The following is a 22107-nucleotide window of genomic DNA, read 5'->3' as shown; positions in this document are numbered from 1 at the left end:
AAAATTAATTAATTAATATAAGGAGGGATGATTCAAGACCTAACCTAAGGGCTATATCTCAGAGCAGTTTAAAGAAGCGTCTCTTTTTTATTTATTAATTAAATAACTTTTATAATTGTGTATTATTTATTATAATCCAATAGTTCAATTAAGAATGTGTAGTTTTCACTCATATAATTGCAGGAATATGGCCTGAAAGCTTCTACTGCACGCTTATTTGGAGACAGATTTTGTTAATAAGCCCAGGAAATATCGTTCACTCACCTAAGTGCATAATATTTTTTGAGTTTTTTTTGATCGTTATATCAGAATAAAGAAGCATAGGGGCTGTTCTTGTCTTTTTTACGAGCAAGCAAGAGCCCCGTCCCCTTGCTTCGGAAAATTTGTGGTGATTTCCGTTTTTTTGCATATTGAAAGGAAAACTAATAAGGCTTTAAGAATGTGGCCCTGTTAATGTTTGCTGTTGTTTTATAGCCTTTGGTGTACATGTTCATTTAATTTTATTCGAATGAATAACTAAATGAGTATGTGCACCAAAGGTAGTGTAGCTAATCAACAATTGTTTAACATAGCCTCTAAAAATACTAAGGTGTAATTCACTGGGACTCTCCGATTAATCTCGTTCCACAGATTGATTTTTACAAAATAGCATACATTTTTGTTAATCATACGTTTGATTAACAAAAATGAAGCTCCTCAAAAGTCTAATGACTAATGAGAAGCTTCATTTAATTGGTAAGGTGTGATTACATCATGCCGCCCGTAAGCTGAGAGTGTGTAATATCTTTAACGATGAGTGTGAAAAGTACGTTAAATTAAGATTTTTTAAATTCTGTCTGTAACATCTTTAACGGGGATTTACCGTTTTTCATAGGATTGCGTTAGTTCAAAATGTTAGCATTTTCACTTCCGATTCTGCCAGCTATGTAATCAAAATTGTAATCTATAGCTTTTAGTAACGTCTATCTAAACCATATACTCAATATGTGAGAAGTAAGCTGCGCTGTTAAAAAACGGAAGCTGTCTCAATTTTCATTTGAGACAGCCACTTATGAATAGGATATGCGATTTCGCATTCACCATCGGCATTAACAAGTAACTTTGATAGTCCCTGTATTTACAAACAAATGCCTGTTATGCTTTTGGAGGTGTTCCCTCAGCGTTTGCTACAACTGCATCGATTTGGATTAAAGCATCTTGAGGTAAAGCTGATACGCCAACTGTTCTTCGTGCAGGAATACCGCTTGGGAAGAATGTTGTGTAAACTTCGTCTACAGCATCAACATCCGCGATATCTTTAAGGAAGATATTTACTTTAACCACATCGTCCATATCATGGTTGATACTTTCAATAATTGCCTTGATATTTTTTAAGCACTGTTCAGCCTGCTCTTTTATACCACCAGCTACTATTTCACCAATTTTTGGGTCCAAAGGTAATTGAGCTGAAAGGTGATTGTAATGAGAAAACGCTACAGTTTGTGTAGATAGTGAACTCTTTGGTGCATCTTCAGTGTTGTTTGCCCATATAACGATTCCATGTCTGTCTTCAACAGCTTGTGGAGGTGTACCATCTCCGTGTGACACCACTGCTTCAATTTGTACCAAAGCATCCATAGGTAAAGCGGAAGCTGCAACTGTTGTCCGTGCAGGGACATAGGCTACAGCCCTAGCAATAGCCGAGTCTGGGAAAAATGTTGTATAAACTTCATTTACCGCATCAATATCCGATAGGTCTTTAAGGAAGATATTAATTTTAACAATATCATCAAAAGGAACGTCGATACTTTCTAAAATTGCCTTAATATTCTTTAAGCACTGTCCAGCCTGCTCTTTTACACCGCCAGCTACCAATCTACCAGTTTTCGGATCGATAGGTAATTGAGCTGAAAGATTATTGTAATGAGAGAAAGACACGGTTTGTGTAGATAGAGAACTTGTTGGTGCATTTTCCGTGTTATTTGTAAGCTTTATGAGATCGCCTGCTTGTGGTGCGTTTGGAATGGTACCTTCACCGTGTGAAACAAGTGCTTCAATTTGCACCAAAGCATCCATAGGTAAAGCTGCAACTGCAACTGTTGTTCGTGAAGGAACATAGGTTGGGAAGTATGTTTTATAAACTTCGTCTACAGCGTCAATATCTTTGATATTCTTAACGAATACAGTGATTCTAACAATATCGCTCATAACATGATCAATGCTTTCTACAATTGCCTTGATATTTTTAAAGCACTGTTCAGCCTGCTCTTTTATACCACCAGCTACCAATTTACCAGTTTTGGGTTCGATAGGTAATTGAGCTGAAAGATTATTGTAATGAGAGAAAGCTACAGTTTGTGAATATAGACCGTTACCGTTTGGAGCATTTTCCGTATTTCTTGCTAATACTGCGTTAAAGCCGCTCATAATAGTATTCCCCTTTTAGATAATTTTTTTATAGATATATGTATTAACTCATGTTTCGCACCGAAATAACCGGCTAAACCATTAAAAATGATTTGTTTTGTAGAAATGCAAGGAATATTAAGTAGTTCAACCTTGCGACTTAACTATAAAATATAGGGCATTACAGGCGAATAAAACTGTAAGGAGATACATTGCAAAAAGATTAAATTATATAAAAATACCCGTATTGCTCATTTGCAATACGGGGGTCAAAGGTTTATTTCAGATTCGGTTTCACCTATATGTCTCTAGATACTTTTCAACATATAACCAAGACCAGGGTAAGTAACAGTGTATTAGTATCTTAGAACCCCATCGGCTTTAGCCGTGGGAGTATCAGGAAAAATATGTATCTCCAAGTAACCCAAGAAATGAAAAAAGAAGCCCCCCAAAAGTTCAATGAACTTATGAGAAGCCTCTATTAATATCCTCAATGTTAGCAAACCACTCTCACCTTACTAACAAACCCAGTCATATCAATGGTTGGAGGGGCTTATTACATCATGCCGCCCATTTGTTATGAGGGAATATAGAGAAATACTACCCTAGTTTCTACTATTATATATAGCTGTTAGGTACAACCTTATCATTTAAAAATTCACCTGACGATACTGAAAAATATTAAAACAGGCACTTATTGGGCACCTTTTGGATACTACACCGCATTCCCTACTTGCTTTAATACATTTAATATTAATGGAGAAACTTGAATAAGTACATAACCCAACCCAGCATTTTGAATCATGGTCATTTAAAAATCTATGTTTTATTCAACAATTGCGCCCGATTGTTGAATATTGTTATTAAAGGAAAGCAACTCATTAGCTTAAGTAGAAAAATTCACATTCTAACTTTTTTAGATAAAAACTATTACTAAAAGTTTTATATTATATAAATATTTTAAACATGTAAAAAAGCTTACTCAAAGAGTATGCTTAACCTCTATAAACACTATCACATGTTCCAGGTTTTGGTTCATAAAAACAATGGTTTTTAAATTGACCAGTATGAGGTTGATCATACCATGTTGGAGGACATGGCGCATAGGGATTGAAATACCAAAGGGCATATCTAGCCGGATGCTGTCTCCAGTGCTTCAAATTCTGTTCTGCCAATCTTCTTTCAATACCTCTCGCTCTTTGATAAAATACATTCCCTTTTTGAACAGCTTCAAAAGCATAATTTCCTCCTTGTACTTGATAAATGACCTGTGGAATTGTTCTTAAACCTATAAAGTCTATACAATTAGCTACAAGTCGATTCACAATTACATTTCCAACATATAACATTCCTTGTTGTCCTTCACCTTCTGCTTCTGCTCTCATCATCCTTGCCATTAAGTCAACGTCTGAACTTCGGTATTTTGCTCTTGTCATTTTTCCACCCCAAAAATATAGTATGAAAAATAACCTACATTCATGTCATTATTTATGTAATATAAATACTTAGTTATAAAAACTTAAAGCTTTTAAGTAAAATGAAAACTATTGCATTCTTTTTTCTCTTTGTTCAACTAAACTCCCCGTTTGTGGAATAGAATGATTCATATTTATTAACTTTTTAAACGACTCTATTGTTAATTTTACAACTTAATAATCTTTACACCTCCTATAGGTAGATTGGGTTTTTCACACCTTCACATATCTTCTGAAGCTTTTTCTTCCGATAAGGCGTGTTTGTCACCCAAATAAGTACAAATTGTGGATTATATGTGGATAACTTTGTATATCTTTTGAATTTTAGAATGTCTTTTGCCAGAGATTGTTTGTAATCGATCTCATTAGAGTGGTGGAATTTGTTAGAGATGAAGATACGTCTGTTACGGATCACAAGAGCACTAACCATACAGAAAGAAACCTATAGGGACATTTGGTGGAATAAATAAAGCTCTTCTCAAATGAGAGGAGCTCCAACTTATAATACCGAAACTTTCATTATGTCCATAAAAGGAACTTTAGTAACATTTGAATCCTTTTCGATATGAATTAATCTTGTACGACTATCCATTTTTATAATATTTCCTTGAACAGGCCCTTTTTCCCAAACATCTAAAATTACTTCTGATTTTTCATCATTTGCCTCTACAAGTGTATTTCCAATCTCCTCTAACTCGAATTCATCCCTTGTTGGTCGTTTTCTCTTAATTTTAGCCACTGTTATGCACCTTTCCTTAGGTTTCTTACTGGCCCGACTGATAAGATGTTAGTTATTTTCCTGGTATATCATTTCTAATAATGCGCCATTTGCTGCCGCCTTTAATAATAAACTTCTCATCAATCTGACCTCCTTTACCTTCATTTTATACGAACATTTATTCGATTTCAAGCTGAATAAAGAACTAATGTTCGCATATAATATATGAAAAGGAGATGGAATAAATGATAAAAGACCGCGGAACTATTAAGTGGACTGCAATGATGCTGCCAGAGCATGTACAGAGTTTGAAAGATGCACTAGTGGATGAACATCGGGTTGAACAACCTTTATTAGACGAACAAGCCATAGAAGAGTTTGAATTGATTATTTGTGAAGCCATGGAATTTAACGAAACCTTGAACATCGTAGTTTTTGAAAATGGATTTACTAATATAATTACCGGCACTGTTCATTATATTAATAGCATGAAAAGTCAATGTTGGGGCCAATTCCGACAGTACATGGTAATCCAAAATCATGTAGTTAACTCCTAGTTTAGACTAGCAAATCCTAAATTTTCCTCCTAGTTTTCTATAAATCTTTACTCATAGTGCCTTAATAGTAAAAGTTGTACTTTTCTCTAGTTATTTCTGTACTTTTACTTTATAGTACAAAAAAATCACTCTATAGAGAGGTTTTTTCTACCTACTCTATAGAGTGATTTTTTATGTTTTACAACAATTGTCTCATTTTGCTTGAACACTAATTACGGTAGTGCCAAGTAAATTATTTTCAAGATAGGTTTTTAATTTCCATCTACCTTCTCTTAGGGGAGTAATTTTTGCTTCGAATTTTACCATTCTATCAGAATCAGGCAAACTAAGTATCTCATCTTCTGATAATTCTTGGATTTCCCCATCTGATAAGTGCATTTCTTCACCTTTATTTTTTTCACTAATACCTTTTATACTAACTTTCTTTCCAATCAAATCTTCTTTATTTTGATCCTGAGTCCATAAATACCATGTATATAGTCCTTCTGTTTCTATCCGAAATACATCTGACCTAAGAACGTAATCACCTATTTCACCTAACAAATCCACGTTTTCATTCTTAATTTGTATAGAGTTTTGTGTTGTGACATTCCAAGTCTTTAATTCCTCAGTGGATTTTTCGCTGGAGGCTATTGTATCTTGTTCATTTTCTTCAATATCTTTACTTCCTTCATTGGAGCATCCTATTAGTAATCCTAGTGTGATTGCTCCAATAAATAGTGATCTCTTCATGATTAATCCCCCTCGATTAAAAGATTTATAGTAATATTTATAATTTACAGTATACTATAAAAAATGAGATAAATATACTTTACTGTAAAAAATAAGGAAAATATGTAAAATAGTGTTGAATATTATAAATTATATGATAATATTAAAATCGTAGTATATATATTACAAAAATAGAAAATAATGGGAGATGAGGGAATGAAGAAAAAAATATTATCAATTGCTGCTGCTGTTGGAGTTAGTTTTAGTATGCTTGGACCGGTTAGTGCTGCACCAGTAGAAACTATTACTATTGCTAGTGAAGATGTTTCTACTCAGAATATTCAAAAGGGTGTAACTCAGACTAAATACTACTTAAAATCTGAATATAGTAGTTCACAAGTACCTAAATCAATTACTTATAGTGATAGTAATGGATTTTATGGTTCATTAACACTTCAAGGTAGTTTAGAAACTTGGGGTACATATGGTGAATGGTGGAAAGCTACTTATTCGGGTATTGTAACAAAGGCTGAGTAAAATTAGGGGGCATGTTATAGAGGTCGATCTACTGATCTTTATAACATGCCTTTACTTATATTTATAATTAAATTAACTTTATTAATCAGTATCCGGATGTTTTGCTCTATTTTCTTACCTTTTATGTCACTTTTTGTACATATTTTATGCATCTCAAATGAGTAATAAAATCAAAAGTTAATTTGACATCTTCCTATATTATTTTTTTAGTACCTGAAATTAAGGTTGATGCAATTTCTTTTCTACTAATTTATCTATAAATATCACGCTTATATGCCTCTACTTTTATCGTTTTTATTTGTATTGTTTCATTGGATCCTTTGATGAAACTCATAATTAAGCAAATGTTATGGTTTTTTACATTCTACAAAACTAGTTGCAGTTTCAAAAGGTGGACATAATTCTGAATACTAATCAGAAATTAAATTTCAGCATATGACGAATCTTGATTGGAAATACATTATTTCAATATCTATTTTATAGGCAAAATAAATATTTGTTATATTTAAGAGCTATGGTTCATAATATTCGGGGTTTCATTTTTAATTATGCGGAAATCCTGACTGAAGTCCGACTTATTTAAGTATTGAGCTAAAAAATTATAAATTAGAGAGAGTAAGTAAATTATTTTATTACTGCTGAGTAGTTTTTTGAAGTTAATTAAAAAAGAGAATAAAGTTATTCTATCGTGTACATTATCGTGTGCATTTTTTAGGTAACAAAATCGATGAAGGAAAATTACAGAGGACAAACGGTACGATCAGTTTCATTGTCTATTACAAAACTTGTTGATGATTATGAGATGCAGCTAGATTTATTTGACATTGATGGTTGGAAAAAACGGGAGCTTGGGTATGTAGTTGATAAGATTAGGAATAAGTATGGTTCTGCAGCTATTCTAAGAGCAGTGTCTTTTACAGGTGCTGGCACTGCTTTGCATAGGAGTAAGTTGGTTGGGGGGCAAAAAGGATAAAGCCCTCTCGTATTGAAAAGGGCTAAAATTGGTTATAATTTATTATAGACATTTTTATTCTTTTCGAATATGATGTTGTTATAAAGATCTAAGAAGTGATGGCAACCTGAATTGGTTAGGCGTCACTTCTTTTATTTTTTACAAGATCATAAATTAATAGTAATCTTCGAAGATGTGTATTAATCTTAGCCTCTCCTGCAGATACAAGATCTTTGACTTTTTTCTTAATATACTGATCAACCTTTTCAAAATCTAGCCGTTCAATATTAAATGCAATTATGCAATATTCTCTGTCAGGGACGTATCCCCAAGATAAAATTTCATCTAATTCACTCATCTTTATACGATAAGAATTTGGAATACTATTCATTTGCATATTAAGGTTTCCGTGATTTTTCAATCTTTGTCTTAGTTTTTCTTTTTCATAATCATGAAGACTAGATTCTTCAATTTTCTTATTTGATACATATTTAATGAATGGATATCGTCCCGCTTGATTCTCATTTGCTAAAAATCTCAAAACAACATCCGTAGTTAATTCGTTTGTTTCAAAGATATAATCCTCAAGATAAGATAATTTATTCGGTATTTGAAATATTACCTTCGAATCTCCCATTGCTACTACTATTTTTTCATTAAGTGCATCGTGACTATTTAGCCTTTGTTCAAGTTCATCTAATTCTATAGGAGAAATTAATACTGATCTTAAAGCACCTTCTCTTCCAGCGTCAATAACAAGTTGCTTAATAATGTGCTGATATTTTCGTATTTCTGAAGGAGCTACTCCCTGATCTATTTTTAAGAGATAATCATAAATTAAATTGTAATTATCAGTCTTTATTACAGTAAACTTACAATTTAATTCTGGATCAAAAATTACCTCTTCGATTAAACTCTTTTCATTTTCCTTCCATTCAACGATTATAAGTCTTTCCTCAAGAGATATAGGATCATCAGCGTTAAGGGATGATGCAAAATCTTTAATAAACTTTCTAACATTTAGATCCGTTAAAGAATATCCTAGAAATATGATTGGTGAATGGATCAACATTGAAATAATTTTTGCGCTAATAAGGATAGAATTTTTATCAAATAATTCATAATCTTCTTTTGTAATTACAATTGATTGTGGCTTGCTAATACAACCATGAATTTTGTAAAGTTCGGCATATCCAATGGTCTCCTCGAAAAATCCAGTTTGACCGATATATGTCTTAACACCATATTGACTAATTGAATTATAGCTGTCCTCAATAAAATTATCATAGTTAGTTGTAATCATAATTTGTGATTTTGTTAAAGCTTTCTTAAAGTTTTCTACTTCACTTTCCTTTTCACTTCGAATCAAATACTCTTTAAAAGTATTTTTAATTCCCATTTTATATGGTTCGATTCCTGTCGAATAGGCATCTTTAGTCGAAAAATCCTCAATATTTATTTCACCTTGATTAAACTTCCTATTATATTTCTTTGCAATTAATGAACTCATTTCTAGATTGCTATAAAATTCTATCTCTTTGTCGTTTATTAATCCTTTTTCACTTTTCAATTCTTCCCTTAAAATATTCAACCTCCCATAAAAATTCTTGTTTTCTTCTGACTTTTCCCAAAACCTTTCTAATAATCCATCCCAGCTAGGGAAGTCCATTAAATATCTTTTTGATATCCCCGATCCTATAAACAGTATCGGAAATTCATTTTTTTCTTTTAGCATATTCAGCACACTTTCAACCATAAATTCACCCCCTATATTTTATTTTTTATATAATGTCTATATTTCGACAAAAGATTGAAAGTCCCTCTCTAGTAAAATAATTTGAAATTAAAATCCATCAATTTGTCACAAGGACTTCCCTCCAATATTAATATCCCTAGTTCCCTTAGAATACTTATTGAGATAATCTATAACAAAATTAGGTTCCACTCTTGCCTAATTATTAGGTTTAGGAGGGATCTTTTTATGAATGAAACGCCTATACGAACAAACTTCACTCAAAAAACACTTCAAAAACTGCCCCAGGTACTTACTCTATACAACGACTACCACCAATCTGTCCAAACAATAGCTAAAGCACTTAAAATGTCACCAATGACTGTAAGCAATTTACTAAAGCAATATAGCAACGGATTACGACCTAGTAAAATTGAGTATGTAAATAAAGTAGATAGACTAGGTAAGGAAATTGAAATCATGTACTATGATCAGCTAATGTCCACACGCCAAATAGCGAAGAAATTAGGAGTAGAACCTAATTTTGTTATAGATTATCTCAATAAGTTTTCTAAGGGAACTAGGGATATTAAAGAAGCCTGTCAGCTGCGAACAAATGATGAGTACAGGAGAAAATTAAGAGAAAAACAGCTAGGGGAACTAAATAATAGTGTGAAGCTTACAGAAGAAAAGGTACAGAAGATCCGTCTAGAATACGAGAAAATGCTAGAAATTGGCTATACGAAAACGCTGGCACAATATTACCTTGCAAATAAATATAATGTTAAGCGTCCTACTATATCAGATGTTGTTTTACGAAAAACATGGAAGCATATTTAAGAATTGCCCCTCTCAATTGAGAAGGGCTTTATTATAGAACAAAATGTGAAGGAATATTGAGGAGGAAAGTGGGATTATTAATTAATGACAGAGTACTTACTCCCGAATCAATCGAGAGATAACCTTATTAGTATTAAGCAAATTTTTAGGAAGAGGTCTAGTAACTGATTCAATTATAAGTCATGGAAATATTTTAATAATTATTTGGATCCTAATAGAAAGTCAATTTTTTATCTTCTCCTTAAAAAAAATCAATTAATCTAATATTGAACTCATTCTTAATAAAAAACACTCCAGATAACAAAAAAGAATAAGATTATTAAATTTGCAATCAACATTTTTTTTATACCAAAGCCTCTAAAAGAATAGCCTAACTTATGAAATACAATATCTACTAGACTTTTAATAATCAAAAACAATAAAGCGTATAAGAAATTATACTTAGTCGATTGTTGTATTAATGAAATTGTAATAAACAGGATACATACGGAAATAAGAGAATGGTAGATGCTAAGTTGGTTTTGACTCATTTTTTCGTTCTTTTCCATTTCCACTTCCCTTTCATTATTAAAATTAAGTTAGCAATAGTCATTGTCTACTATATTATCAATTAATTATTAAGCGAAAGTACTATAATATACTTTTGTTGGACCTGCTTGACTTTTACGATTAGGATCCCAATACATAGTAACAAAAAATTGTTTTGCAAGCATTCCTAAAGATTTATGATGCCATTCTACCTTCTTATAGAAAATAGCAAAGGCATTAATGTCATTTTCCCAAGCTTCAGCAATTAGAATAGCTGACATAGCAGCTCCTACAATTGGAGCTACTAATCCAATGATTACAGCTAGTGCACCAGCTGTAAAGTTTTTAATGTTTTTCTCCAATTGTAAATTGCCGAGATAAGTGTCCTTATATTTACTATAATCTGCACTAGGATACGGAGAAGTTTCTGAATCATAATATGCCATTACCCCAATATCACCATTAGAATTAAGTGAAGTAGAAGAATCATTCTCGTCCTCTGCTGGAACTAACTCTTCGTTAATAGTAGCTAAAACTTCACCTTTTTCATCGTATAACACATTTTCTTTCAATATAAACTTTTCTACATCGCCTTCAGGACTGTGTGCTTCATATTTAACAGTTCCGTCAGTTTGTTCATTCTTATAAATTTCGTAGATTTCACCTCTAACATCTATCGATTGTTTATAATCAATATCTAATGAAGCTTCAAAATCCCTTTTATCAATAATTTTTTGACTTTCCGAACTGTTAGCTAGAGTGTTTGATACAGGACTTATTAATAAAAAGAACGCAATTAATGAGACTATTGACTTTTTAAACATATTTTCCCCCTTAAAATTGGTAGACAATGACATTTGCATAATTACAGTCTACTATAGTTCAGATATAAAAAATAGGTTATTTTTGTAATTTTTAGGTTTCTTTGTATTTTTCGTAAATTCTGATTTATAAAGTTTTTATTAGTTTTTATTTTTTATATTAGTAAAAAACTAAGCCCATCCAACTGGAAGGGCTTTTATTATTACTTATAGAATTCTGCTGCCTTTTCTAGCAAAGCTTTAGACGGTGTCTCATATTTAATGTAGCCGTCCATCTTCGTAACCCAATGACCGCCGCCTACATCATATTGTCCTTGATGCTTATCTCGATAACCGTACACCCTATACTGTTCATCTGGTTGTAAGATACGTGCCATTTCTAATTTTCCGTTAGCATCATCGGTCCATAAATTAATTGGTTTCAAAATTGTCACACGACCAATTTGTCCCTTTTTAAATTCTGTTTTACCCCACATTAGTTTTTCTATAGGAGCTGGTGGCATGCTTTCAATCCCAATAAACCAATCTAATGATCTGCTGCCAATCAATTGGTTAAGATCTAAATATCCTCCATACCAGTTCACACGGCCCTTCTCAGTGTATTGCCAGATATCACAAGCATAATCAGGCTTTATCGATGGTGTTCCGTCATTTTTCCCATAACGCGGGATCCATAGGAAATCTGCTTTTACTTTATCCATTCCATAAGGTTTGTAAAAGTGGTGCCCAGTATACAAACCAACTGGTCTATGGTCATTTGCTTTCAAATAGTCAATGAAAGCTTGTGTAGCAAGAGCCATTTCAGCTTTTGTTTTCGTAGTCTGAACCTCTACATCAACAACTAAAAATTTTGCATCTTTATCACAACGGCTTAAAAAGTCTTTTGCTTCTCGTATAGCATCATTTTTATCTTTAAATAATGTGTAGATATAATGTCCAAATGGAATCCCATACTGCTTGCAAGAAGCAACATGCTTTTTATACTCACGATCAATCGTAGAGGTACCATATTGTGTTCGAATAACAAATAGTGAAACCTCTTTAGCAGCTTGCTCCCAATTGATCTTGTTATTAGGTTGATGATGAGAAATATCAACGATTAAGTTTCTTGTCATTTTCTATCATCCTTTCCTTTAAGGACAACTATTGCACTCTTAATTTGTTCTGGCACTGGGAGACCAATGCGTCCTGCATTTTCTGTTATTGATAAAATCTCATTTACTGCGTAAAATACAATGACCATAGTCATTACCAAAGCCTTTGTTTCTAAACCACTTTCAATTAGTAATAGGTCTATTAAATGAGCAACTGCTACCATTACAAAGATGAAGACTTTCCTAGCAATCCCAATCATGCCCACTTTGCTTTTTAGATTTCCTTCAACAAAGCCAGCTGCCATTCCACTTATAAAATCAAGAATGGCTAAAACAAGTAAAATAGTCAATAAAATAGTCCAATCCCCATATAGGAATTGGACTGCTCCTGCTAATAATGCTGTTACAAATTGAAAAGTTTTCTCCATTTTCCCACCATACTCTCATAAAATTAGCCCCGATCGGTTCGGTGCAATAAGAAAAAGCACCCTCATTTGAGAGTGCTTAATCTAACTGTTTATAATTCATGATTTTAATATCACTATGACCCATTTCCCGCAGAATTATTGGTTTAAAGATTCTATTTTCTTCTTCATAAGTTGGTTCCTTACTCAATGCTGCTTCAATAATAACTGCTTCATGTTTTACATCGGATATATCTCCATGTACATATTCAACCAAATATCTCATTGATACCCTCCCTTTCATCTAGCAATATTCGACAAAAGGGAGAGTCTTTCCTTCAAATAATTGTACCAATTTCCAGGTGTCAGTTGTTGCGCATTTTTATCCAAATGTATATTAAGCACTCATTGCTGCACGGTCGTCTAACTCCTTTTTAACAGCTGCCTTTAAAAATGTTGGAACAGCAATTTCACCAGGTTGTGGATTCTCCAAAACTCTTAATCCTAATTGTACTAAGTCAGCATATAAAGTTACCATTTTATAAAACTCCTTTCATTGTTAACGTTTCTACTAATTCAGCTAATGCTAGTTGATTATTGATCTTATCTATTTCCTGTTTTTCTATACTTTCTGCCAAGGCTAGTTGTAAGACTAACTTTTCTTGCTCTAAGGTTTCCAACTTTTCTTCAAAGGTAGGCAGTTGTGGCACAGAAACATCAGGCTGGTTTTCGTCTCTCCACTTTTGAGAAGGTGTTACCAATAACTTTGAAGTAACTTCACCGTCAGAATTCTTTGCAACATGCCACTCACCCCATTCATCAATAATAACTTCATACATTTACAACACCCCGAATAACTGAATTTTTGTTCCTGGCGCAAACTTGAAATTCACATCAGGTATTGATAACTCAATTGATGTTATTTTTTCTATAACTGGCGACCTCAAAAGCACTAGTGACCCAAATTTTTGGGAACTACCTGATGAGCCGGTAATGTACTGATTATGTTTAATTCGCTTAGCTTCCCCTTGCTCATTCGAGAACTCAATTTCTGCATAAGTAGCCTCATTTGTGGTATTCACCTGACTATAGAAGTGACCAATATACAACTGTGAATCATGGTTTACATTAGTAGTACTTGAACCTTGGAATGATATACCTCTAACTGTCCCTACTCCACTTTCATTTATCTTCAAACTAGCTGGTGCTAGTCCTCCGTTTGTGTTGCCTGGAATAATAGATTTAATAATTAACTTTAGGTCTCTATACTTAGTCGGGATGCTTGATAGAACTATCGCCGAGGTTGATACGCTAGGCTCTACTGTTGCGATTAACTCGAAACCGCTAATACCACTTCCATCAGCGTTTATTACATTCCCGTCAGCATCTAACATAGCCACACCGTTTGGCTGTCCTTTTTCACTAGCAGGTATTTGCTTTACATTGTCAACATTTCCAAGCCCTATTTGAGTTTTATCTGTCCCGTGAGGATTCGCTTTATCCGCCAAATGCGTAGCAAGTTCCTCGCGGATTTGTGCCAATTCCTGTTCAGTCGCCCCAGAGTTTATAGCATCCTGCAATATCTTTAATATTCCATCTATGGTATCCATATTTGCATTGGGCACAGATACATCATAAAAGTCGTCCTGCCCAGGCTTAATTAAATTGAAATTTGTCGTATTTGTAGGCATTAATTTAACACCTCTTCCCTTAATTGCTTGTGTGTAAATGCTGCTAATTGAGCATGTGTGTACTGTGCCAATTTCGAATGCTGATTGTATCTAAGCTCCACTGATAGCACCATATTTTGTGGTGTAATTCGCTCAAGCATAACCACTACTGCATCAAACTGGCCTTTTACAGTCAATTCGATCTTTACAGAAAGTGTTTTAGCTGCAACATCTCGTTTTAACTCGTACTGGCCTTCTCCTAACAAATTATCAAGTAATTGTTTTAGGAGTTTCCATGTATATGGGGCTTGTTCCTGATAACGAGTTAATATACGGAAACGTCGAGTTTCAATTGAATCTGTAGCCGGAGTATTTATTTTTAACATCTTTTCATATCTACTTAATCCAGATCCATTTGCAGCTACAACGAACTGATTATTTAGTGCATTTTCGATATTCTCCCATATAGCTTCTAACGCTGGTTTTTCAACCTGTGCAATCTCAATTAATTCTTTAATATCACGTAAAATAGATGGTAAATAACTTAAAATATCAACATCTCTAGCCACTTACTACCCCCCTTTTGGGTATCGACTCTTGATCAAGAGCAATGTTTGATTGAGCACCATTCAACATTGTATTAGCGATATCAAGGACACCATCTACTCCAAGGAGCCGTGTTTCTATTTGCGAGATCCTAACGACCACACCAGTGTAATCATCATCGGATTCGGCCCATTCTTTTGCTAATTCATTGAAATAGTTGTCAATTGTTTGAAATACATTCGATTCAATATCAGGCCATGTCCATCCATCTTGGTAAGTGATATTAAGAGTTACATCAATTGAGGTTTCCCCTACTGGGAAAACAGTAACAATATGGTCTATTGGTGCTATCCCTACACCCTCTTCTTGTTCTGACAAGGGATCTACAGCTTCTTGTACTGAATCAACTAAAGCCTGAGATGGTTTATCATATTGTGAATTAATGATTACCAGTTTAACAGTACCTCCACCATTCCATGCTCGATAAACCCGAACACCACCAACACCTTGGAGTGCACTGACCTTGTCTTTATAATCTTTTCTGTTACCTCCAAAAGCTGTGGAGTCAAAACTATTAAAATATCGAGTACGAAAAGCTTCTGTATCCTCTTCATCCTCACCTGGTATAAGCACATCTGTTAATTCTGCACTTGTTAAACCGTCAATATATTCAATAGGGATTATGGGACCTAAAAATAAATTCCCAATACTGCCTGATGTTTCGCATTCTACTACAAACTTTCCAAACTCAACTTTCTCGATTACTACATAATTCAACTCATCTAATGAAAAACGGCTACCAATTGGAACATCGATATTAAAAACACCTTTAAGCCGTGCATTTGTTGCCTCATACGGTTTCATTCCTCTTTCTGTTGCACGACGAATTAGATACTCTCTTGGCGCAGTATCGGCAAACACTAAATCGATTTGATTTTTAAGAGTAAATAGCATTTGGATTATTTCAATACTGTTTGCTGCTGTAGCATTATAAATAAGAGATGTCCCTTCCCGTGTATCAAGAGATGGATCAACTCCAGCTAACTTTTGAGCCATTAAATCTTCATAAGTTGTATCTAAATTTAGAGGTTCAGTCATTAAAATTCCACCACCTTCTCAGCTTCGATATCTCCATAGATGGTATAGACATTAAAGGTTACATGAACCTTCCTTTTTTGAACGTCAAATACAAAGTTATCGACTGCATTTATTCGGTCATCCTGAGTAAGGCATTCAGTGATCCGTCGCTTAATCTCAGGTAAAACATAAGCTGTAGGCCTTCCAAATAAATCTTTCAATTCCACACCAAAATTCCACGAATAAATGATGTGGTCATAACGCTCGATTGAAAGCATTAAAAAAATCGCTTGTTTCAATGCTTCGATTTCATTAACGAAGCCTAAACAGCGATTTTTATTGATATATATTTTATAGTTTTTAGTAGGTGGCGGCGTAGCCTCTTCAAAATCAGCCACTAGACCATCATTAACTTGAGGAATCACTAAACCACCTCTTTATCTAACACTAAATATTTTTGGCCACCTTGCATTTTAAGGAGAATAACACTGTCCCCAACTTTAAGAGCATTGTGGACAGTAAATTTCTTTTTGCCTTTGTATCCATGTGAATGTCCTTCTGCTACTTCCGTCATATGATCTACTAACATTTCAACCTCATAATCTCGTACATTTCTTGTCAATATTAGTTGAGCAATAGATAATTCTTTCTTTTGCTCAACTAGTATTTTTAATGGTGATGTACTTGTTACATGACCAAATTGTATTGCAGTTGGATCAGCCGCCTGAATTGCGTCTACTGCTGCTTTTTTAAATGATTGAACGATATTATTCATATCACGCAATAAAATCGCCTCCAACTAGTTGTAAATCCATGAAATGATCGCTTTCTTCAAAAGTGTGTTTAACACTTTCAACCAGCATACAGTTCATAATTTTAATATCATCAAGGATTAGCCTTACGACTACCAAGTTTCCACCACGTACAAAAATGTTCCCAAATGCATTTTTTATACTTAAATTTCTTGTCTTACGATTATACAAAGACAGCAGCGCATCTGCTTTTGACTTTCCATTAGTCGATTCTTTAATAGTTTCGAAAAATTGAAGTACTCCCCAACGGTTTATATTGTTACCATCTTCTGTAATGTAAATCTCACGCTTACCTGTCTTTTCATTCTCATATGCTAGTTTAATCTTGTTATACGTATTAGAATCGATTGAGGATGTATAATCAAAGTTCTCACCAGTCTCTTCATCAATAAGAACATCTAATTTCATTTTTTCTATGTTTCTAAGAGTTAACTTTCCGAAATTATCGTAGAGGATATACATTTTTTTCGTATTATCCATTGTTAAATCTAGTGCGTTTTTAAACATTTCGAACAACTCTTTGTTATCCTCTACACGACTAGCAATTTTAAAGCCAGTATCTTCAATAGTTCCAGTGTTCATTCTAAAATCCGCAGCAACCATTTTGATAAATTCAGATGCAGTTTTATTCTCATAGACATAAGTATCTTTGTTTTTTAGATACCTTAATTGATCATAAGCTGTCACATTAACAAGTCCATCTTTAGAACGTTTCTTCGTGAAAATAAAGCCATAAAAAACATTTTGTCCATCTTTTTTAAATCTAACAGCATTACCCTCTTCAAATATTAAATCTTTATCTTGCACGACCTTAAAAGTTAGTTTTCCTGGAACGCCCCTGCGAGCAGTTTCCCATATAATCCCTTCTTCTACAGCAGGCATCATTAATTTTGATCCGTTTTGAATTATTAACTCAAAATTACTCATAACTTAATCACCTGCCCAGGGAATATGAGATCAGGATTCTTTATATCATTTTTAGCAGCTAACTCATCAGTCATTTTTTTAGTTACTTTTCCATAATATTTTTTACATAAAGCCCATAAGGTATCACCTTTAACAACTTTGTATGACTTTGGAGGAGGTGGAGCATTCGTTGTTGGCCTTGGCTTAATAGTTTTAGCAACTGGCTTTGACTTTGCAGTAGGCTTTTTAATCTCAACTATTTTCGTACCATATTCCCGGTATTGCTTAAGTTGGATTGAAACGACTACATCTAACCCATGATCGACACTCTCTTTGATTGTGTATTCTTCAAGAGATACTTTCATATCATTATCAAATAATAAATCGCCACTCGGTTTTAATCGAGAGACGATAAATTGGAAAGGTTTATTTTCAGTTTTTAATTTCTCAAGTTTATCTAAATAGAATGTCGCTGGCTGAAATCCATCTGGATAGACAGCAAAAGGATACTTTACATTAGGTAATAATACCTCAAATGAAACTTCAGTTAATCCTGCTTTTTTTAGCAAATTAACTTCGCCTTCATTGATAAGCGTAATTGTAGAATTATTGTTCTTTATCTTCATATCTAGTTTAGAAGGAGTGATTGGAAAAAGTAAATCATCAAATAAAAAGCTATATGCCATCGTTAAACACCTTCCGCAACAGAATCCAATGTTTCCACTAGTTTTTCTCCAAAGCGATCTATGATACCATCAAGATCCAATTCCGAGTTAACGTTATTATGATTAGTTAAATCAACCTTAACCTCAGCTGTAGTAAATCGGTTAATCACTTCTCGTTCAGCAATGTCACGCAGGTATTTCAAATCCTCTTCCGAAGCTTCCATCGAGTCAGCCATTTTCCCGGTGTTTCCGGCTGTTTCTTTTCCAGCGCTGCCAATTTGGTCAAGAGCTTGAGCATTATTCATCAACTCATCCATTTTAAAAGAATCTTTTACATTATCACTGAAGGCTGCACCTTTGTCGTACCCTGCAGAAAAAGCAGCTCCTACGTTTTTCATTTCCATCTTTGGAGCTTCCCAGTAACCCTCAGGAGCTTCACCAACCCAGTCATTAATACCTGATTTAAGGTTTTCAAGATCACTTGTAATGGATGTTCTGTGTGAAAATTCTGTTCCCTTACCAATTCCTAATGCACCTGTAACGCTGTCTGGTAGTAAATCAACAAGCCAATTCCAAGCTTTAATTACTCCATTTACAGCTGAGATCATCGCATTCACAAAACTAGTGGCAAAGCCATCCCAGCCTTTGGTCATTGAAATTGTCATATCAAGCACATTAGTCACGAGATTAGCAAATATTTTTTTTACTGAATACATTGGATGGTTCCAGACATTCACAAAAAACTCTGCTATTGAGGCAAAAATGTTCCATAAAAAAGCAATGATATTAAATATATAGGCACCTAATGCGAAAAAAACTCCTGCAATAATTCCTGTTGCTGAGATTGATGTTCCAGCAAATTTATTAATTATTGCAATTGCTAAATAAAAGGCTCCTATTAATGCAACAACAGCTAATACCACCCAAAAGATAGGATTTGCATATAATGCTGCATTAAGCCCCCATGCTGCACCAGTAGCGGCGAGAGTCGCTTGTACACTAGCCCATGTAGAAGCAGTATATAAACCAGTAGCTAATGTTTTAATTCCCAACCAAAACGCTTGAGCAACACTCGCAGCCTTTACTATTAATAATGCTGAGGTATAGGCTACTATAGCTGCTGTCGCAGTTCCAACAACTGGAGCAATTAAGGACCAATTATCATAGATAAAACTTCCAATAGAGGTAATTATATTGAAAACTGATACAACAACACTGGATAATGTGGTAAATGAGTTGGATAGGCTGCTTAAAAATCCTTGAATTCTTTCACTATTGGCAACCTTATTAATTGATTCTAAAAGTGGCCTAAATGCCCAAAGGGCTTCGTTTCGTATATAGGCAAAAATTTGAGACCAGGTCAGTGGCATTGAAGCAAACTTACTATTAATCTCATCTGTCGCTGCAAACATAGCATTCTTTACTATTTCAGCACTTAATAAACCTTCTTTAGCCATTTCTCTAATTTTTCCAATATCCACTTCTAAATAGTCAGCAATTGTTTGAATAATACTTGGTGCCGCCTCAAATACTGCATTTAACTCCTCGCCTCGTAATACTCCAGATCCTAGTGCTTGAGTTAATTGTAGAGTAGCCGAATGGATTCCCTCTACATTTGTCCCAGCAATACCAAATTGTTTGTTGAGTAATTCTGCAAATTGTACTACTTCTGAACTTGAATTAAATGCAGCTCCTGCATTCATCCCGATTTTACCTACCATGTCAGCAGTTTGAGAATAAGCTCCATATGATCTTTGTGCTGCTCTAAAAATCATTTCCTGTAATTCCTTGGTACTTTGTAGACCATCATTCATCATATCAATTCTAGCTGTTGAGTTTGTATATTCATCAGAAGTATTCATTAAAGACTTACCTGTTTGAAACGAGAGGTATGCTGCTACCATTGCTCCTATCTTAGATAAAAATCCATTAGCCGCAGAAGTTCCGTTATTTATACTATTATTCAAATTTTGCTGTTGCCTGTCAGCTTGTCTAATCTGCTCTTCTATTTGGTCAAATGATGATTCAGCTCTTGCTAATTCTTGTCTAGCAGCTTGAATACTAGCAGTATCAATAGCATTTCCAGATGCCCTTTGTAGGCTTTCGAAGGAATTTAGAACTATATTCATAGCGTTATTCATCGATCTAAACGCTGGTGACATACCATCATAGATCTGTATAGCTGTTCTAATGGTAGCCAAAATAAGCACCTACCTAAAAAAACACCCACATTTTGTGAGTGTTTCAGATTATTATATTTCTATTGTTTGCCTCTTTTGAACTTTATTGTCATATAAATTTACAAATAAAGAAGCATTAGGAATATTTGTTACCTCAAATGATATATATTCTACTTCATTATTTTTTTCATATGCAAAGATCAGATATTCTTCAATAACTTGTGATTTTTTTTCTTTCGCTCTTCCTCCAACCATTGCTCCAAGTGGTCCAAATAAAACATACCCACCTACAGCACCTCCAACACTACTTACATAACTTTTTTGTATTTCGATATCTGTTTTAATTGTTATATCTTCTATTTTATCTAAAATTAATTCATAAGTTTTCTCATTTCTTTCAAAAACCACTTTATTTTTACATCTGTATATAAAAGTTTCTGCACCTTCACTTATTGGTAAACCAGCCATGTGTTTTGCTTTTATACATATATCAGCGCCTAAATCTTCAATACGTGCTTTCGAGCCAGGAATAATTTTTTCAGTTTCCCATTTTTCTTGCAATAATTGTTGATTATGTTTTTGCTGTTCTTTTATTAGCTTTGGATCACTATATTTTTTATATTTCTTCACAAAAAACATCTCTAATACTACAAATACAAATAACATAATAAATGCAACTAAATAATCTCCTAGACTACTGTAACTTCCAATACTTTTAATAATTGAAAATATCGCAAATACAAGAAATATCCCAAACAAAAATGAAAGAACTAGAAATAATGCCCTTTTCATATACTTATCCCCTCCTTATCTATAAATATACAGAAAAGAAGAGGATTTCTCTATGACTTTCTACGTCGGCCTTTCCTTTTGCTTTCTTTCTCGGCTTTTTTCTCTGCATCTTGTTTTATTTGTACAGAAGCAATTACATAAGCTTTTTCATTTTTAGGTAAAGACTCAAACTCAGAAGGCCATTTATGAAACTTATGAAGGCAATAATAAGCTATGTTAGCCTCATAATCGCCTTCATTTATTAGTTTTTTGCTTCTTCAACCAATTCTTCCATCGAAGCTTCAAACCCGTTAACCTCTTGAATCTTTGCGACATAGTCTGCATACTCACCAGGAGTTAGCATTGTTTTCAGTAGCGCGTCGGCTCCCATTACCCCATAGCTATTCTGCAATTCAACATCATTAAGATTAGGGAATACTGTACACTTTGCAGCAAGTTTGCCAAGATATGCATTGTAATCCGTTTCTGGTACAAATTGATTTCTTTTACCTGGTACCGGAACTTTTTTGGTGCAGGCTTTTCTTATATCCTCATCTTCAGTAGACGTAATGCTGCAGATTTCCCATTCCATAGGCATTTTATTTTCATCTAGGAACCGTTTAGATGCAGCATACTTAACATTTTCAACCTTTACAGCATTTTGACTAAGAAACGCGCTTAATTTATTCATTCAATTATCCTCCTAAAATTGTAATAGGTATTTTA

General features: G+C 33.9%; 25 protein-coding genes. 4 read left to right on the top strand and 21 right to left on the bottom strand.

The features are described 5' to 3' along the window. Positions 1-1134 precede the first annotated feature (1134 nt). The 3 genes from AN957_RS03145 to AN957_RS03135 all read right to left on the bottom strand — a co-directional run bounded on the left by AN957_RS03145 (position 1135) and on the right by AN957_RS03135 (position 4599). Positions 1135-2406 (bottom strand): RidA family protein, encoded by a 1272-nt coding sequence (locus tag AN957_RS03145; RefSeq protein WP_056682246.1) that lies wholly within the window; start codon positions 2404-2406, stop codon positions 1135-1137. 974 nt (positions 2407-3380) lie between these two features. Next, positions 3381-3821, bottom strand: a complete 441-nt coding sequence (locus AN957_RS03140) for a cell wall hydrolase (RefSeq protein WP_053478098.1) — start codon at positions 3819-3821, stop codon at positions 3381-3383. Between the two features lie 538 nt (positions 3822-4359). Beyond that, positions 4360-4599 (bottom strand): YolD-like family protein, encoded by a 240-nt coding sequence (locus AN957_RS03135; protein ID WP_053478097.1) that lies wholly within the window; start codon positions 4597-4599, stop codon positions 4360-4362. 224 nt (positions 4600-4823) lie between these two features. Here AN957_RS03135 and AN957_RS03130 point away from each other — a divergent pair, with 224 nt between their 5' ends. After that, complete coding sequence (locus AN957_RS03130; RefSeq protein WP_075209073.1) at positions 4824-5135, top strand: YolD-like family protein; 312 nt, start codon at positions 4824-4826, stop codon at positions 5133-5135. 192 nt (positions 5136-5327) lie between these two features. Here the strand turns inward: AN957_RS03130 and AN957_RS03125 are convergent, their stop codons facing one another. Beyond that, complete coding sequence (locus AN957_RS03125; protein ID WP_053478096.1) at positions 5328-5867, bottom strand: hypothetical protein; 540 nt, start codon at positions 5865-5867, stop codon at positions 5328-5330. Between the two features lie 195 nt (positions 5868-6062). Here AN957_RS03125 and AN957_RS03120 point away from each other — a divergent pair, with 195 nt between their 5' ends. Further along, positions 6063-6383 (top strand): hypothetical protein, encoded by a 321-nt coding sequence (locus tag AN957_RS03120; protein ID WP_053478095.1) that lies wholly within the window; start codon positions 6063-6065, stop codon positions 6381-6383. Between the two features lie 727 nt (positions 6384-7110). Beyond that, complete coding sequence (locus tag AN957_RS03115) at positions 7111-7356, top strand: hypothetical protein (RefSeq protein WP_056682244.1); 246 nt, start codon at positions 7111-7113, stop codon at positions 7354-7356. Between the two features lie 115 nt (positions 7357-7471). Here the strand turns inward: AN957_RS03115 and AN957_RS03110 are convergent, their stop codons facing one another. Beyond that, positions 7472-9091 (bottom strand): SIR2 family protein, encoded by a 1620-nt coding sequence (locus AN957_RS03110; protein ID WP_056682241.1) that lies wholly within the window; start codon positions 9089-9091, stop codon positions 7472-7474. A gap of 225 nt (positions 9092-9316) precedes the next feature. Between AN957_RS03110 and AN957_RS03105 the strand changes: the two genes are divergently transcribed. Beyond that, on the top strand, positions 9317-9907 hold the full coding sequence (locus AN957_RS03105; RefSeq protein ID WP_056682238.1) for a helix-turn-helix domain-containing protein: 591 nt from the start codon (positions 9317-9319) through the stop codon (positions 9905-9907). Between the two features lie 617 nt (positions 9908-10524). Here the strand turns inward: AN957_RS03105 and AN957_RS03095 are convergent. From AN957_RS03095 to AN957_RS03025, 16 genes are all read right to left on the bottom strand, one after another. Beyond that, positions 10525-11259: a hypothetical protein gene (locus tag AN957_RS03095; RefSeq protein ID WP_056682232.1), complete on the bottom strand. Its 735-nt coding sequence runs from the start codon at positions 11257-11259 to the stop codon at positions 10525-10527. Positions 11260-11459: 200 nt separating this feature from the next. Continuing rightward, positions 11460-12371: a GH25 family lysozyme gene (locus AN957_RS03090; RefSeq protein ID WP_056682229.1), complete on the bottom strand. Its 912-nt coding sequence runs from the start codon at positions 12369-12371 to the stop codon at positions 11460-11462. Next, a complete protein-coding gene (locus tag AN957_RS03085; protein ID WP_056682225.1) occupies positions 12368-12778 on the bottom strand; it encodes a phage holin family protein in 411 nt (136 codons plus the stop codon). The genes AN957_RS03090 and AN957_RS03085 overlap by 4 nt, the downstream gene beginning before the upstream one ends. A gap of 76 nt (positions 12779-12854) precedes the next feature. Continuing rightward, the gene (locus AN957_RS03080; protein WP_056682222.1) at positions 12855-13040 is read right to left on the bottom strand and encodes a hypothetical protein; all 186 of its coding nucleotides are present in this window, start codon (positions 13038-13040) and stop codon (positions 12855-12857) included. A 111-nt stretch (positions 13041-13151) separates the two neighbouring features. Further along, complete coding sequence (locus AN957_RS27975) at positions 13152-13292, bottom strand: CD1375 family protein (protein WP_172797608.1); 141 nt, start codon at positions 13290-13292, stop codon at positions 13152-13154. A gap of 1 nt (position 13293) precedes the next feature. Continuing rightward, complete coding sequence (locus AN957_RS03075) at positions 13294-13593, bottom strand: hypothetical protein (protein ID WP_056682219.1); 300 nt, start codon at positions 13591-13593, stop codon at positions 13294-13296. Then, positions 13594-14445: a hypothetical protein gene (locus AN957_RS03070; protein ID WP_056682214.1), complete on the bottom strand. Its 852-nt coding sequence runs from the start codon at positions 14443-14445 to the stop codon at positions 13594-13596. Beyond that, a complete protein-coding gene (locus tag AN957_RS03065) occupies positions 14445-14993 on the bottom strand; it encodes a putative phage tail protein (protein ID WP_056682211.1) in 549 nt (182 codons plus the stop codon). The genes AN957_RS03070 and AN957_RS03065 overlap by 1 nt, the downstream gene beginning before the upstream one ends. After that, a complete protein-coding gene (locus AN957_RS03060; protein WP_056682208.1) occupies positions 14986-16068 on the bottom strand; it encodes a baseplate J/gp47 family protein in 1083 nt (360 codons plus the stop codon). The genes AN957_RS03065 and AN957_RS03060 overlap by 8 nt, the downstream gene beginning before the upstream one ends. Then, entirely contained in the window at positions 16068-16472 is a 405-nt protein-coding gene (locus tag AN957_RS03055) for a DUF2634 domain-containing protein (RefSeq protein WP_056682205.1), read from the bottom strand. Before AN957_RS03055 ends, AN957_RS03060 begins: the two co-directional genes overlap by 1 nt. Then, the gene (locus AN957_RS03050; RefSeq protein ID WP_056687034.1) at positions 16472-16822 is read right to left on the bottom strand and encodes a DUF2577 domain-containing protein; all 351 of its coding nucleotides are present in this window, start codon (positions 16820-16822) and stop codon (positions 16472-16474) included. Before AN957_RS03050 ends, AN957_RS03055 begins: the two co-directional genes overlap by 1 nt. Before the next feature lies 1 nt (position 16823). Next, the gene (locus tag AN957_RS03045) at positions 16824-17786 is read right to left on the bottom strand and encodes an XkdQ/YqbQ family protein (protein ID WP_056682200.1); all 963 of its coding nucleotides are present in this window, start codon (positions 17784-17786) and stop codon (positions 16824-16826) included. Next, positions 17783-18451 (bottom strand): LysM peptidoglycan-binding domain-containing protein, encoded by a 669-nt coding sequence (locus tag AN957_RS03040; RefSeq protein ID WP_056682197.1) that lies wholly within the window; start codon positions 18449-18451, stop codon positions 17783-17785. Before AN957_RS03040 ends, AN957_RS03045 begins: the two co-directional genes overlap by 4 nt. A 2-nt stretch (positions 18452-18453) precedes the next feature. After that, the gene (locus tag AN957_RS03035; protein ID WP_056682194.1) at positions 18454-20631 is read right to left on the bottom strand and encodes a tape measure protein; all 2178 of its coding nucleotides are present in this window, start codon (positions 20629-20631) and stop codon (positions 18454-18456) included. Positions 20632-20682: 51 nt separating this feature from the next. Then, on the bottom strand, positions 20683-21402 hold the full coding sequence (locus AN957_RS03030) for a hypothetical protein (protein WP_056682191.1): 720 nt from the start codon (positions 21400-21402) through the stop codon (positions 20683-20685). Positions 21403-21643: 241 nt separating this feature from the next. Beyond that, positions 21644-22072, bottom strand: a complete 429-nt coding sequence (locus tag AN957_RS03025; protein WP_056682188.1) for a phage tail assembly chaperone — start codon at positions 22070-22072, stop codon at positions 21644-21646. Between the last annotated feature and the right edge of the window lie 35 nt (positions 22073-22107).

The sequence above is a fragment of the Cytobacillus solani genome, assembly GCF_001420595.1.
Taxonomy (GTDB): domain Bacteria; phylum Bacillota; class Bacilli; order Bacillales; family Cytobacillaceae; genus Cytobacillus; species Cytobacillus solani.
This window is presented reverse-complemented; position numbering and strand designations above follow the sequence as displayed.